This is a genomic window from Peribacillus frigoritolerans (assembly GCF_004358755.1).
GTDB lineage: Bacteria > Bacillota > Bacilli > Bacillales > Bacillaceae > Bacillus_P.
This window is the reverse complement of the sequence record NZ_SMZY01000001.1, coordinates 1254085-1268976: the sequence shown is the minus strand read 5'-3', so window position 1 is coordinate 1268976 and position 14892 is coordinate 1254085. Positions and strand designations below refer to the sequence as shown.

Below are 14892 nucleotides of genomic sequence, written 5' to 3'. Positions count from 1 at the left end.
GATTTCTGTGGCATTTGGAATTAAACGCAAGGAACTTTCTGATTGGAAAGGGCAGGTAGCAAAAGGAGAGCTTGCATTTTTGACCCATTTTTGGACAGATCCAAGATTTCCTGCCTCTCACGCAGTTACAAAAGCAGGCTGCTCTGATTTGCCAAAACTCATCAAATGGGGAGAAACATTTGGATTAAGAAAAGAGTGGATTCATCATGACAAGGATTTTCCGCATTTTGACCTTATGGGAGATGTCCAGATTCGAGTCTTAGAAGCACATAACCTTGTTGAACATATCAATCGTTTCCGTTTACGTTAAAAAAACCGCAGATTAGTTATCCGCGGTTTTTTTATAATCAAAAATAGGTTCTCCTTTTTTTTCGTCAAAGTCAATGACCAAGTCGTTCTGATCGAAATACCATATGTCACTTTCTTCAATAAAAAAGATGATCCCGTTTTTTTCTGTTTTTGCGCCGGCTTCCTTCGGCTGATCTTTCACTACACCTAAAGAAAAACCCTTTTGGATGGTGCTGCTTCCTCCGTAACGTACAAAAAATCGAAACGAATCTCCGCTTGCAACATTCATTTCCTTCTGATACCACTCTGCAGCTTTGTCACTAATATGTATATTCAATGAGTATCACTCCTTCTCTCATACGATACCACGAAAACACAATTCAAAAACAAAATGAGGCAAATTCCTTTTATTTTTCTTCATTTAAATGCTGAAACATGTGTTCTTGAATCTCTTTATTTTGCGTCTGATTCACATTTTTCAGCTCTTTTACACGATAAGCGCGATTATTTTGACTGACGACAATCGTCGGAACAAAGCCTGGGTCTGTCAGCTCCACTGTTTTCGTTCCATTAGTAAGTGCTTTCGTCAGATTGATTGAGAAAATTCCGCCGATTTCTTTGTATTCACCAACTTGACCTGACAGGAAGTTTCCTAGAGAATATACGACAAATGTTTTATTTCCATCTTTTCCTTTTACCCACTCCATCGGCTGAAGGACATGGGGATGATGCCCGATCACTAAATGAACGCCCTGATCGGCCAGAAACTGTGCAAGCTCCTGCTGCTCCTCATTAGGAAGCCGAATATATTCCACTCCCCAGTGCATGCTTACAATAACGGCATCTGAAAGCTTTTTCATTTCTTCAATATCTTTCATCATTTTTGGCTTGTCAATTAAGTTTACGAGATGAGGTTTTCCATCTGGAACCGGAATCCCGTTAGTGCCGTATGTATAAGCCAAAAACCCTAATTTCACGCCATTTTTATTGATGACCCGTGGTGTATCTGCATCTTGAATGTTGCGGTACCCTCCAACATAAGGCATCCCGATTTCATCATAGCGGTCTGTCGCATTCAAAATGGCCTTCTCGCCGCGGTCAAGCGTGTGATTGTTGGCAATCCCGGCTATATCAACTCCTGCATCCTGAAAAGCATCAACTACCTCAAATGGGCTGTTAAATGATGGATAAGTCGATAAACCAATTTCGGTTCCGCCAATCATTGTTTCCTGATTGGCGAATGTGATGTCACTCTTGCCGATCAACGGTTTTACCTCTTTTAACATTGGTTTGAAATCATAAGTGCTGCCTGTTTTAGCATCATTGTATACGCGCCCGTGAATTAATATATCTCCGATTGCCGAGAGTGTAACGGTTGATTTGAAGGATTTGGGCGGCTGATTCACATTCATTCCGGAATGCGCTTTCACAGGGTATTGCTTATCTTCCTTTGGTTCAGTCAAAAGAAAGAATGCCGTTCCGATTAAGGCCAGCAGAACGACTGCAGAGAGGATCCATTTCTTCATCATGTTGTTTTCTCCTATAATGTTTCTTTTTTCCTTATCATAAACGATAGGATAAAAAAAGGAAATCCTATTTATGCTGTACAAAATTTGAAAAAGCTGCCCGGGGGCAGCTTTAAATCCATTTTACTTTAGGTTCTGTTTTCTCTCTTATACGTTTAATATTGGCGCGATGACGGTATATAACAAAAAGGGCCAGTATGCTGACGACTGCAATCAATACCGGATCACCGATGAAAATGCTGAAAATAATTGCATAGATTCCAGTAAGCATGGATGACAGCGAAACATACTTTGTTAAGTATAAGAAGAGGAAAAAGACAGCTAGCATCGTCACGAACATAAGCGGTGCCGAGAACAAGAGAATTCCGCCTGAAGTAGCAACTGCCTTGCCGCCTTTGAAATTGGCGAACAGCGGGTACGTATGGCCGATGACAGCGAAGATTCCGATCAGCAGCGGATGCACGTTTTCCAGGCCGAAAAAGGATGGGAGAGATGCTGCAAGTGTTCCTTTTAAGATATCCGCAATGGTCACAAGCAGTCCTGCTTTTACACCAAGAGTACGGAATGTATTCGTTCCTCCCAGATTTCCGCTTCCATGTTCACGGATATCAATTCCGTACCCCACTTTCCCGACAATAAGGCCAGAAGGAATGGAACCGAGTAAATAAGCTAAAATAATAATGGCTGCAATAATCAATGGATCCGCTCTCCTTAATCTATAATTGAATAAAACCATTTTATCATGTAACTAACACTTAAGACTACGTCATAAAAAAGAAACGAAAAAAAATCATGCAAAAGGAGTTTTTACTATGAGTATATCCATCCCGTCGAGAGAAGAAATTGGAAAAATATTAAAAAAGAGCAAACGAATTGCTGTCGTTGGGCTGTCAGATCAGCCTGAGCGCACTTCTTACATGGTCAGTCAGGCAATGCAGGATGCAGGGTATGAAATCATTCCAGTGAATCCAACGATTAAGGAAGCTTTGGGTGTTAAGGCAGTTGGTTCATTAAAAGAGATAGACGGCCATATTGACATTGTGAATGTTTTTCGCAGGTCAGAGCATTTGCTTCCTGTTGCAGAGGAGTTTTTAGAAATTGATGCAGATGTTTTCTGGGCTCAATTAGGTCTGGTAAATGAGGATGCTTATCATTTGTTAAAAAATAAAGGCTATACGGTTATCATGGACCGCTGCATTAAAGTAGAACACGCTTTAACAAAATGAATCACAGGGGGATAACCCTGTGATTTTCCTATGTTCTGATTCTTGAGGAAAGATGATGGTTAGTAAAATGCAGCAATCGCAACCGGACCATGCTGCCAGTGATAGGCGATGATTACCTGAAGGGTTATAAAATCGAGCCAATTGCCAAAATCGGAAAAAAACTGTGCACCAAATAATCAGCGGTAAGCGGGGTTCTTTTATGGTTAAAATAGACCTGCCTTCACAGCATAACCTCTTGTAAATTCAAGAATTCAACTTGCTGTTGCGCCTGTCAAGAAGCTTTTTTTCCATGCTGCGGGGGTCTTGTGACGGCGGTAGACCACTCATTTTTAATTGTTCGACAGATTCATTTATCCAGCGGATTTCAGTTTCCAATTTCATTTCTGCATAGCGGATGCCGATCATTCCGATACTTGAAATAAATGAAGTGCCGTTTTGCTGCCAATGACGGACGTATTGAAGAAGCTCCGTACTTTCAGCTTTTCTTTTCTCCAGATGTGATAGTAAAATATTTTCATCCATTTCTGTATGCCAGGCGGCCAATTTCATAAATAATTCATCTTTCACAGAAGGATAGGACGGGGCTTCAGACAGCCAGTTTTCAAGTTCAATCCAGCCTTTTTTCGTCAGTTCATATTGCTTTTTCTGCCGGCCGCCCTGTTCTTTTAATACAGAATAAATGTAGCCATTCTCCTCCAGGTTTTTAAGCTTTGGATAGATGCTCCCATAGCTCATTCCCCAAAAAAGGCTTGAAGCTTTGGTCTCAAATTCACTTTTAATATCGTATCCTGTAGCGGGAGTAAAACTGATCACTGCTAAAATTGAGTGTTCAATCGACAACGAGATGCCTCCTTATGGATTAATGTATCATATCGATATATCATTATGATATATCTAAACCGCTGTATTTTCAACATTTTCCCAATATATTTTCAATTTCAGCTCGCATCTGCTAAGATTTAGTTTGCGAAATCCTTAGCAGCAGATAAAATATAGCTTGGATATTAATTTTTTATAGGTCACTTTTTCTAAACAATGGTAAACTTAATAGAGAGTAAAGGTGCAGGGCTTGTCACGTTGCCTGATGGTAAGATATGATATAGAAACATACGTTCTTAATGTGCAATAATCTCTGACGTGACATTTGTTTTTTTTGAAAGGAGCTTAAATCGTTTGGGTAAGCAGCAATTTGATTACAATGATGATGCGATTCAAGTATTAGAAGGATTAGAAGCAGTGCGGAAAAGACCGGGTATGTATATCGGCAGCACTGATGCGAGAGGCTTGCATCACCTCGTCTATGAAATCGTTGATAATTCCGTTGATGAAGCACTTGGCGGATTTGGAGATCATATAATCGTTAAAATACATAAAGATAACAGTGTGTCTGTTCAGGACAAAGGGCGCGGAATGCCCACAGGAATGCACAAGCTCGGAAAACCGACAGCGGAAGTCATTATGACTGTCCTGCACGCCGGAGGGAAATTTGGACAAGGCGGCTATAAAACGAGCGGCGGTCTGCATGGGGTTGGCGCCTCTGTTGTTAACGCACTGTCTGAATGGGTTATCGTTACAATCCACCGTGATGGATTTGTCTATGAACAGCGATTTGAAAATGGCGGTAAACCTGCAACAACACTTGAGAAACTGGGGAAATCAGGAAAGACAGGCACAATCATTCATTTTAAACCTGATCCATCTATATTCAGCACAACAACCTATAACGCTGAGACATTAAGCGAGCGCTTACGGGAATCAGCATTCCTTTTAAAAGGCCTGAAAATTGAGCTGATTGATGAACGGAATCAAACAAAAGACGTTTATCACTATGAAACAGGGATTGAAGCCTTTGTCGCATACTTGAATGAAGAGAAAGATTCCCTGCACAATGTTGTTTCCTTTGAAGGGATACAAAACAGCATTGAAGTTGAATTTGCGTTTCAATTTAATGACGGTTATTCAGAAAACATCCTCTCATTCGTAAATAATGTGCGGACAAAAGACGGCGGAACACATGAAGCGGGTTCCAAAACAGCGATGACCCGTGCATTTAATGAATACGCCAGAAAAGTCGGCATTTTAAAAGAAAAAGATAAAAACCTTGATGGATCGGATATACGCGAAGGGCTTTCAGCCATCATTTCTGTTCGGATCCCGGAAGAGCTTCTCCAATTTGAAGGTCAGACCAAAGGAAAGCTTGGCACAAGTGAGGCAAGATCGGCTGTTGATTCTGTCGTATCGGAAAACCTTGCCTACTTTTTGGAGGAAAATCCGGAAACAAGCACGCTTCTCGTCAGAAAAGCGATTAAAGCTTTTCAAGCAAGGGAAGCAGCACGAAAAGCCCGTGAGGAAGCAAGAAGCGGAAAGAAAAGAAAACGTTCAGAGGCAACGCTCAGCGGAAAACTTACCCCCGCGCAATCCAGAAACCCTCAACGAAATGAAATATATCTGGTTGAGGGTGATTCTGCCGGCGGTTCAGCAAAACAGGGCCGGGACAGACGCTTTCAGGCCGTTCTTCCCTTACGTGGTAAAGTTATTAACACAGAAAAAGCCAAACTTGCCGACATCTTCAAAAATGAAGAGATTAATACAATCATTCATGCCATTGGAGCAGGAGTTGGAGCCGATTTCAATGTGGAAGACTGCAATTACGATAAAGTCATTATTATGACAGATGCTGATACAGACGGAGCACATATTCAAGTGCTGATTTTGACCTTCTTTTACCGCTATATGAAGCCGCTCATCGAAGCAGGCAAAGTTTTCATCGCCCTGCCTCCTTTATACAAAGTCAGCAAAGGTGCAGGAAAGAAAGCGGTTGTGGAATATGCCTGGTCTGATGAAGAACTGCAGGTTGTTTTGAAAAAAATAGGAAAAGGCTATATGATACAGCGCTACAAAGGTCTTGGAGAAATGAACGCAGACCAGCTGTGGGAAACGACGATGGATCCCGAGACGAGAACATTGATCCGTGTCCGGATTGATGATGCCGCACGGGCTGAGAGACGTGTCACAACATTAATGGGTGACAAGGTTGAGCCAAGACGGAAATGGATCGAAAGCAATGTTGCATTTGGATTAGATGAAGAAACCAACATCTTAGAAAACGAGAACTTATCCGTCGCAGAGGAGGAATAACTAAATGACACAGCCAGAAAAATTTCGCGATCTCCCTCTTGAAGATGTGATAGGTGACCGTTTTGGGCGTTACAGTAAATACATCATTCAAGACAGAGCATTGCCTGATGCACGCGACGGGCTAAAGCCTGTACAGCGCAGAATCCTTTATGCAATGCATGTGGATGGAAATACTAATGACAAAAACTTCCGAAAATCAGCAAAAACAGTCGGCAACGTAATCGGCAACTACCATCCTCATGGTGATACATCCGTTTATGACGCCATGGTGAGGATGAGCCAGGATTGGAAGGTCCGCAATCTGCTGATTGAAATGCACGGAAACAACGGAAGCAATGACGGAGATCCTCCAGCTGCGATGCGTTACACAGAAGCAAGACTTTCTCCGATTGCATCCGAACTTCTGAGGGATATAGATAAACGAACGGTCGAATTTGTGCCAAACTTTGATGATACAAGCCAGGAGCCTCTCGTCCTGCCTGCGATGTATCCGAATTTGCTCGTAAATGGCTCAACAGGGATTTCAGCAGGATATGCGACTGATATTCCCCCTCATCACCTTGGTGAAGTCATAGACGCTGTCATGAAACGGATCGATCAACCGAACTGTTCGGTCGATGAACTGATGACGGTGATTAAAGGACCTGATTTTCCGACTGGAGGAATCATTCAGGGAATCGAAGGCATAAAGAAAGCCTATGAGACAGGAAAAGGCAAGATCATCATTAGAGGAAAAGCAGAAATAGAAAGCATAAGAGGCGGCAAGCAGCAAATCGTCATCACAGAAATCCCTTTTGAAGTGAACAAAGCGAATCTTGTGAAACGGATGGATGAGTTCAGAATTGAACGGAAGCTTGACGGGATAGCAGAAGTCCGTGACGAAACAGACCGTACCGGCATGCGGATCGTGGTTGAACTGAAGAAAGAAGCAGATGCACAAGGCATTCTGAACTATCTATATAAAAACAGTGATTTGCAGGTGCCTTACAATTTCAATATGGTCGCCATTCATAACAGAAGGCCGACATTAATGACTCTTCCGACAATCTTAGATGCATATATTGCTCACCAAAAAGAAGTCATCACAAACCGTTCCAACTATGACTTGCAAAAAGCGCGGGAAAGACAGCATATTGTAGAAGGGCTTATTAAGGCATTATCCATTCTTGATGAAGTAATTGCGACAATCCGTGCTTCAAAAGACAAGCGCGATGCTAAAGATAACTTAATTTCTAAATTTCAGTTTACAGAGCTTCAGGCAGAAGCCATTGTATCCTTGCAGCTTTACAGATTAACTAATACGGATATTACAGCCCTTCAAAATGAAGCAAAAGAGCTTGATGAAAAAATCACAGCCCTTCTCGAAATCTTGAACAATGAAAAAAAACTGTACCAAGTCATCAAAACGGATTTGAAAAAAATCAAAAAAACGTATGCTGATGAAAGAAGATCTGTGATTGAAAATGAAATCCAGGAGATTAAAATCAATCTTGAAGTGATGATTGCTTCAGAGGATGTCATTGTTACGGTGACGAAAGACGGCTACATTAAACGTACAAGCGGACGATCCTATGCAGCTTCAAACGGACAGGACTTTGGAATGAAGGAAACAGACCGTTTGCTTGCCAAGTATGACGTCAACACAACAGAAGTCGTTCTTCTCTTTACGAATAAAGGAAATTACATCTATTGCCCTGTCCATGAATTGCCTGATATCCGCTGGAAGGACCTTGGCCAGCATATCGCCAATATCGTGAATCTAGAGCGGGATGAACAGCTGATAAAAGCCATTCCGGTTAAAGACTTTACCACTGAACAATACTTGCTGTTTGTCACTAAAAACGGCATGGTCAAAAAAACGGAGTTAAAGCTTTACAAAGCACAGCGATATTCTAAAGCATTAATGGCATTAAACTTGAAAAATGATGATGTCCTGATTGATGTGCATGTTACCTCTGGAAAAGATGATCTCTTTATTGCTAGTCAGTTCGGATACGGCTTATGGTTCTCAGAGGAAGAAGTGAACATCGTAGGAGCAAGAGCAGCGGGTGTGAAAGGCATCAACTTAAAAGAGGGAGATTCCGTAGTCGGAGGCTCGGCGTTCAGAGCGGGAGAAATTCCTCAAGTTGTCATTGTTACACAAAGAGGGGCAGCAAAAAGAATGTCACTCAAGGAATTTGAACGAACCTCTCGTGCAAAACGGGGACTGATTATGCTGCGCGAGCTTAAAAATAATCCTCACCGGTTAGTCGGCATGCAGATCATTCAGCCGGAAGACACGATTATGATCAAAACAGAAAAAGGCCAGATTGAAAAAATTGCACCTCAAACCTTAAGAGCAAATGATCGTTACAGCAACGGTTCATTTTTCATAGATGAAGGAGATTCGGGATCTGTAAAAGAAGTATGGCGCTTAACTAAATAATGAATGATAAAAAAGACATCCTCAGAAAATAGAGGATGTCTTTTCGTTTTCTTTATTTGTTTTTTGTAAAGTAATCACTGAATGCATGCATAATCTCAATTCCCTGATACAAAAATAGACTGACAGCTGTTAATGAAAAACCTGTCACCATAATAAGTCTCAGCCAAAACATCGCGTCGCCCTCCTTTACATATAGTCTTTAGGATGGAAGCGATGTTTTTCCGAAATAAGATGATTGGTAAAAAACAGCCAGTAAAAATTTCTTCCTGAAATGCCAGCCCGAAAGCAAGGCGATGGAAAAGACAGCAGCTAAAAGTGAAGATTCAGGTTCTGCCAGATTATGTTCTATGAAAAAAGGGAACTTCAGATCCTCTTTTTCATCAGCAGAGTATGGTTTTACATGCTCCTCAAGATCAAAAGCAGGAGCAGCATTGTGATGATGATGCACATGCGGAACCGTACCTGACAGGAGCAGGGCAATGAGAAAAAGAAAGAGATACTGTCTCATAACACTCCTCCTTTTTTATAATAGAACTATCATAACGCACATTTTTAAATAAGCATAGAGGAAATTTCATTGTTTTTTCTATGCAAATCGACAAAAAGTGATATACTATATCTTTGTCATGTTAGATGAACTGACATGAAAACGAAATATTCATTATTTTCAGGAGGTTTTATATGGATTTGATTAATGCAATCATTTCGGGCGGAAATACAATCTTATGGTCTTACTTATTGATTTATATGCTTGTAGGAATTGGATTATATTTCACTGTTCGTTCAAAGTTTGTGCAGTTTCGATATTTTGGAGAGATGTTCAGGCTTTTAAAAGAACCTGGAATGACCTCAAAGGAAGGAAAAAGAGGCATTTCGTCCCTCCAGGCATTCTTTATCAGCGCAGCTTCGCGTGTCGGCACAGGAAACCTTGCCGGTGTTGCGATTGCGATTGCAGTCGGCGGACCTGGAGCCGTTTTCTGGATGTGGCTTATTGCTTTAATAGGAATGGCAACTAGCTTTGTAGAAAGCACTCTTGCACAAGTATACAAAGTAAAAGACGGAGATCAGTTCCGCGGCGGACCAGCCTACTATATGGAAAGAGCTCTTAATGCAAAATGGATGGGCGTTCTGTTTGCAATATTAATTACTTTATGTTTCGGATTAATTTTTAATGCGGTTCAGGCTAATACGATCGCTCTTGCATTTGACAGCGCGTTTAACGTGGACAAAACTGTTATGGGCATCATCCTGGCTGTCTTTACAGGAATCATCATTTTCGGCGGGCTTAAGCGCATCGCTGCAGCTGCTCAAATAATTGTTCCTGTCATGGCTTTAATCTACATAGGTGTCGCACTTGTTGTTGTGATCTCAAATATCACTGAGGTTCCAACTGTAATCGCCGTAATCTTCTCAAATGCATTTGGTTTTGAGCAGGCAGTCGGCGGTGGAATTGGAGCAGCTATTGAAAACGGAATTAAACGAGGCTTGTTTTCAAATGAAGCAGGTATGGGAAGTGCGCCGAATGCAGCTGCAACGGCAAGCGTAACTCATCCGGCAAAACAGGGCTTTATCCAGACACTTGGAGTTTTCTTTGACACCATCATTATCTGCAGTACTACTGCATTCCTTATTCTATTGTTTGATACGACTCCCGACTCCGCATTAGACGGTATTCAGATAACCCAGGCAGCATTGCAATCGCATATCGGAGATTGGGCAGGAACATTCCTTGCCGTTGCAATCCTCCTGTTCGCCTTTAGTTCGGTTATCGGGAATTACTACTACGGGGAAACGAATATTGAATTTTTAAACGGCAATAAATCAGTGCTTTTCATCTACCGTTTAGCCGTTATCGGCATGGTGATATTCGGCTCTGTGTCAGGTTTCCAGCTGATATGGGACATGGCCGATCTATTCATGGGTCTGATGGCTGTTACGAATCTGATAGCGATTATGCTCTTATCAAAGCTTGCATTTGCTGTTTTGAAAGATTATGGACGCCAGCGTAAAGAAGGAAAGAACCCTGTATTCAGAGCAAGCTCCATTAAAGGGCTTAAAAACACGGAATGCTGGGGAGACAATGAGATCGAAGAATCTAAATAATTTTTAAAACACCGATTATAAAAATCGGTGTTTATTTTTTAATAAGTCTATCTTTTTGAAAGCATCAAGTTACGGTCAACAGTCAGACGATATGTTTCAGTTTCAAAGCCTCTGGAAGTATTTAAATCAAGGACATCAATCGAGAGAGAAACATCTGTATATGCTGACCCTCTTAAATCATCCTCTAACGGTACTGCTAATTCCTCTGTCTTATTGGAAGAAATTTTTAAAATCTCTTTCGATTCCTTACTGACGCCATTTTCATAAAAAACAAGATTGAGTTTATAAGCTATTTGATCTTTTTCGGCTATCCGAAACCGCAGTTCCTGATCCCTGATATGAAGCAGTTCAGGAGTCTTGATGTAGCGGGAATCATCGATTTTCAAACCGCTTGCTTCTTCCAGGTAGTGAAACATCTTTTTATTATTAAGCACATTTGGAATGCGTTCATTTTCATGCTGTGTTCTTAAATAAAAAGGTTCATTGCTTTCCTTGACCTCTTGTACATCCGTTTTTTCAGTAGATCCATATAAGAGGACATAATCATCAGCAATTATCTCTTGAGGGTACCATTTGTGATCACCTTCTGTATAATGCCAGAATGCATCCCAGCGAACAGGAGAATCCGAAATGCCTCTGATTTTACTCCACTCAGAAAAAGGCAGATGGTGAGAAAACACGTAGTGATAAGCAAAATGATGACCATACTCATGAGAAAGGGTATCCGTGAATGAAGATACTTCGCTATATTTATCACCTTGATACAATGTAATGCTGTCTGTTAATGCATGAAAGCTTCCTTTAGTTGAAGATTTTCCTAATGAACCGCCTCTGATCCGCACCTCTTGAAGCAAGGCGAGCTCATCACCGTGCTTATTTTGAATCAGCTCTTTGTATAACTCCTTGAGCTTCTTGTCATCCCACGCTTCTGTATAGCTTAGAAACATAATTCCTTCAGGAGATTGATAGCTTGCCTGATAGTCTGAATCATAGACCAAAGGGTCCAGACTCAGCAGAAACGGAAAAGAGAGAAGAAGAATTAGAACCATTTTCATCACCTATTCACTTCCTCAAAACCTATTGTATCACGCATGAAGGTGCAGTTTGGCTGCATGATCTTTCCAATAAATGTTTGTAAAGGAAGGCATGCTAATTCTCCTAAACTTATTCACAGGAATGATACTCTCCTGATATATCCTCTTCACATTCCATATACAATGATCTATTAAACTAAAGGTGTTGGAAAAATAAAGAATGGGAGACGATGAAATGAATAAAAAGTGGGCAGCGGGAGCGGGTATAGCGCTCGCATTGTTAATTAGTCCGATCACACAGCCATCTCTTGCCGAAGCAGCGGAAATAAAGATTGATAATGTAGCGCATCGGGGAGCTTCAGGATATGCACCTGAGAACACGATTGCAGCCTTTGACAAAGCGGTAGAAATGAAAGCTGATTACATTGAGATTGATGTTCAAAGAAGCAAAGACGGTGAATTAGTTGTGATACATGATACGACTGTAGACCGTACCACAAATGGCAGCGGCCCCGTTCAAAGTTTAACGTACAATGAATTAAGAAATCTTGATGCCGGAAGCTTTAAAGGCACAGAATTTGCAGGTGAAAAGATCCCGTCATTTGATGAAATCCTTGATCGATATCACGGAAAAACAGGAATATTGATCGAGCTTAAAGCACCAGAGCTCTATCCGGGAATTGAAGAGAGCGTTGCTCTAGAACTGAAAGAGAGAAACTTAGATAAGCTTCAAAATGAAAAAATAATTATCCAATCGTTTAATTTTGAATCTATGAAGAAAATGAATGACCTGCTTCCAAAAGTACCAATCGGAGTCCTGACATCATCCCGATTACATACAACACAGCAAGCATTAAAAGAATTCAGTACTTACGCAGACTATTTCAACCCAAGCTATACAATCGTCACAAAAGAGTTAGTCAATCAAGTACATGCAGAAGGAATGAAAATTCAGTCATGGACAGTCCGCAGCCAAGAAACGGCAGACTTTCTTTTAGAGATGCAAGTGGATGGCATTATTACGGATTATCCGGATTATGTGGATCCGAAATAAGAAAAAAGATCGATCCTTTTTAATGAGGATCGATCTTTTTTTGAAATAGAAAAACCAAATTTAATTTAATTAAACCATGTTCTAAATAATCATTTATAAAACCACCGCTCAGACACAATCAGCGAAATATTATTAGTGGTAATTCTTTATCGTCAACAGAATGAAAACTCTAAACATTTTCTTATTTTGCAAGAATAAAATGAGACATTACAAGAGCATTAGAAGTTCCAGTTTAAATATTCATAATATTGACAATATATAGAGCCTGTCCTAATATTGGAACTAAAGTTTTACATAGTGAAACTGAAAAGGGGGTTTTTATCTTCAGCGAGGTAATTAAAACAGTAGAAAAATCCTTCGGAATTTTAGAAGTGATTGCACAGAAGCCGATGACATTTATTGAATTAGTAGAGAAGCTAGACAGCAATAAAGCAACTGTGCACCGATTTTTATCTTCGCTTGAGCAGCTTGGATATATCACAAAAAACAACCAGGAAAAATTTATCTTATCTCAGAAATGGTTTCAATTGGCATTTCAGGCACAAGATCAACTTGATATTGTTGAAACTGCAAGACCATTCTTAGAAAGCATCGCCTACAAGGTTCAGGAAAGCGTTCTATTGGCTCAGTATCTTGGAGATCAGGTGCTTTATGTAGAAAAGGTTGAAACAAATCTGGCAGCCCGAATCGTCCTTGACGTAGGAAAACAAGCGCCTCTCCATTGTGTAGCTTCAGGGAAATTATACCTGGCCCATTTATCTCCGCAGCTTCTCGAGCGGTATTTATCAAAAAATCCGTTAAAGTCTTTTACTGAAAACACGATAACTGAGAAAGAATCCTTGCTTCCTGAATTAAAAAAGATTTATGAAAGGGGATATGCCACGGATCAAGAAGAATGGGAGAAGGGTTTAAAAGGAATTTCCTTTCCGATCTTTAACGGAAGAAAAGAACTGGCTGGAGCACTGTGCATTGCCGGTCTGGCTTTTCGTTTTACAGATGAACAGATTGAGGATATTATCGAACCTGCATTGTGCGCCACTCAAGAGATTTCAAAGAGATTGGGTTATGTGAGCAAAGGAGGAATTCTAATCTGATGAAAAAGATTCTGTTTATTTTTGTAAGCGCTATCTTTCTTTTGACTGCAGCTGGATGCAGCAGTGTAATCACCTCTAATGAGAAGAAAAGCTATAATTTAAAAATGTCAGTAACTGTTAATGATTCATCCACATGGTACCTGGCGGCTGAAAAATTTGCTGAAGAAGTGGAAGATAAGACAGACGGCCGCATTAAAACAAAAGTATACGCTAATGAACAGCTATCTGCAGGTGATTCAGCAAAAGGGGTAGAGATGCTTTTAAAAGGCTCAACAGATTTCAGTTATCACTCACCGATTATATATTCCGTCTTTGAAAAGCGGTTAGGCGTAGTTAGTGCGCCTTTTCTTTTTAAAGATTTACATGAAGTGGATGAAAAAATGAATGGGGAAGGAGGGAGGGCGTTAAATGAGATTCTTGTTGAAAACGGGATTGAGCCTTTAGGTTTTGGGCAAAATGGCTTTCGCCAGGTAACAAATGGTGTCAAACCGATTCAAACTCCAGATGACATAGAAAATATGAAAATACGAATTCCCGGAATTAAGATGTATTCGGATCTTTGGAGAGGCTTAGGAGCAGATCCTACAACAATGGCTTTTTCAGAAGTATTTTCAGCCTTGCAGCAAGGCACAATTGATGGTCAGGAAAATCCAATTGATGTCATTAGTTCATCAAAGTTAGAAGAGGTTCAACAATATATTACAATGTGGAACTATTCTTATGATCCTCTCATTTTCGGAATGAACAAAGAAAAATTTGACAGCATGCACTCAGATGACCAAAAAATTATAAAAGAAGCAGCGAAACATGCAAATAAATTTCAAATTGAACTTGCAAGAGAAAAAGAGAAAGAGCAAATTGAGGCATTAAAAGCAGCCGGAATGGAATTTGAGTATCCTTCAGAGGAAGAACTTGAAGCCTTCCGAAAAGCATCTGAAAACATTTATGACGCGTATGAAGATGTTTGGGGAAAAGAACTGCTTGATGCTTTTAAAAAATAAAAA

At 40.5% G+C, this 14892-nt stretch carries 14 protein-coding genes; 8 read left to right on the top strand and 6 right to left on the bottom strand.

The window, feature by feature from the left end; translation table 11 throughout:
• Positions 1-7 precede the first annotated feature (7 nt).
• Positions 8-310 carry a hypothetical protein gene (locus tag E2R53_RS06575; RefSeq protein WP_133310938.1) on the top strand — a complete coding sequence of 101 codons (303 nt, stop codon included), beginning with the start codon at positions 8-10 and terminating at the stop codon, positions 308-310.
• Positions 311-322: 12 nt separating this feature from the next.
• Here the strand turns inward: E2R53_RS06575 and E2R53_RS06570 are convergent, their stop codons facing one another.
• From E2R53_RS06570 to plsY, 3 genes are all read right to left on the bottom strand, one after another.
• Positions 323-625 carry a HesB/YadR/YfhF family protein gene (locus E2R53_RS06570; protein WP_133310937.1) on the bottom strand — a complete coding sequence of 101 codons (303 nt, stop codon included), beginning with the start codon at positions 623-625 and terminating at the stop codon, positions 323-325.
• A 70-nt stretch (positions 626-695) separates the two neighbouring features.
• Positions 696-1817 carry a CapA family protein gene (locus E2R53_RS06565; protein ID WP_133310936.1) on the bottom strand — a complete coding sequence of 374 codons (1122 nt, stop codon included), beginning with the start codon at positions 1815-1817 and terminating at the stop codon, positions 696-698.
• 109 nt (positions 1818-1926) lie between these two features.
• Entirely contained in the window at positions 1927-2511 is a 585-nt protein-coding gene (gene plsY, locus E2R53_RS06560; protein ID WP_133310935.1) for a glycerol-3-phosphate 1-O-acyltransferase PlsY, read from the bottom strand.
• Between the two features lie 115 nt (positions 2512-2626).
• On the opposite strand from plsY, the gene E2R53_RS06555 reads away from it, so the two are divergent.
• Positions 2627-3040 carry a CoA-binding protein gene (locus tag E2R53_RS06555; RefSeq protein WP_133310934.1) on the top strand — a complete coding sequence of 138 codons (414 nt, stop codon included), beginning with the start codon at positions 2627-2629 and terminating at the stop codon, positions 3038-3040.
• Positions 3041-3283: 243 nt separating this feature from the next.
• Here the strand turns inward: E2R53_RS06555 and E2R53_RS06550 are convergent, their stop codons facing one another.
• Complete coding sequence (locus tag E2R53_RS06550) at positions 3284-3880, bottom strand: PadR family transcriptional regulator (RefSeq protein WP_133310933.1); 597 nt, start codon at positions 3878-3880, stop codon at positions 3284-3286.
• 333 nt (positions 3881-4213) lie between these two features.
• Here E2R53_RS06550 and parE point away from each other — a divergent pair, with 333 nt between their 5' ends.
• Both parE and parC read left to right on the top strand, forming a co-directional pair.
• Positions 4214-6178: a DNA topoisomerase IV subunit B gene (gene parE / locus E2R53_RS06545; protein ID WP_133310932.1), complete on the top strand. Its 1965-nt coding sequence runs from the start codon at positions 4214-4216 to the stop codon at positions 6176-6178.
• A gap of 4 nt (positions 6179-6182) precedes the next feature.
• The gene (gene parC, locus E2R53_RS06540; protein ID WP_133310931.1) at positions 6183-8603 is read left to right on the top strand and encodes a DNA topoisomerase IV subunit A; all 2421 of its coding nucleotides are present in this window, start codon (positions 6183-6185) and stop codon (positions 8601-8603) included.
• A gap of 199 nt (positions 8604-8802) precedes the next feature.
• Here parC and E2R53_RS06535 read toward each other — a convergent pair whose 3' ends face one another.
• Entirely contained in the window at positions 8803-9111 is a 309-nt protein-coding gene (locus E2R53_RS06535) for a hypothetical protein (protein WP_133310930.1), read from the bottom strand.
• A 173-nt stretch (positions 9112-9284) separates the two neighbouring features.
• Between E2R53_RS06535 and E2R53_RS06530 the strand changes: the two genes are divergently transcribed.
• A complete protein-coding gene (locus E2R53_RS06530; protein WP_133310929.1) occupies positions 9285-10706 on the top strand; it encodes an alanine/glycine:cation symporter family protein in 1422 nt (473 codons plus the stop codon).
• 47 nt (positions 10707-10753) lie between these two features.
• Here E2R53_RS06530 and E2R53_RS06525 read toward each other — a convergent pair whose 3' ends face one another.
• On the bottom strand, positions 10754-11764 hold the full coding sequence (locus tag E2R53_RS06525; protein WP_133310928.1) for a hypothetical protein: 1011 nt from the start codon (positions 11762-11764) through the stop codon (positions 10754-10756).
• 211 nt (positions 11765-11975) lie between these two features.
• On the opposite strand from E2R53_RS06525, the gene E2R53_RS06520 reads away from it, so the two are divergent.
• From E2R53_RS06520 to E2R53_RS06510, 3 genes are all read left to right on the top strand, one after another.
• Positions 11976-12794 carry a glycerophosphodiester phosphodiesterase gene (locus E2R53_RS06520; RefSeq protein WP_133310927.1) on the top strand — a complete coding sequence of 273 codons (819 nt, stop codon included), beginning with the start codon at positions 11976-11978 and terminating at the stop codon, positions 12792-12794.
• Positions 12795-13042: 248 nt separating this feature from the next.
• Positions 13043-13888, top strand: a complete 846-nt coding sequence (locus E2R53_RS06515; protein ID WP_286166095.1) for an IclR family transcriptional regulator — start codon at positions 13043-13045, stop codon at positions 13886-13888.
• Positions 13888-14889 (top strand): DctP family TRAP transporter solute-binding subunit, encoded by a 1002-nt coding sequence (locus E2R53_RS06510; RefSeq protein WP_133310925.1) that lies wholly within the window; start codon positions 13888-13890, stop codon positions 14887-14889. Before E2R53_RS06515 ends, E2R53_RS06510 begins: the two co-directional genes overlap by 1 nt.
• The last annotated feature ends 3 nt before the right edge of the window (positions 14890-14892 follow it).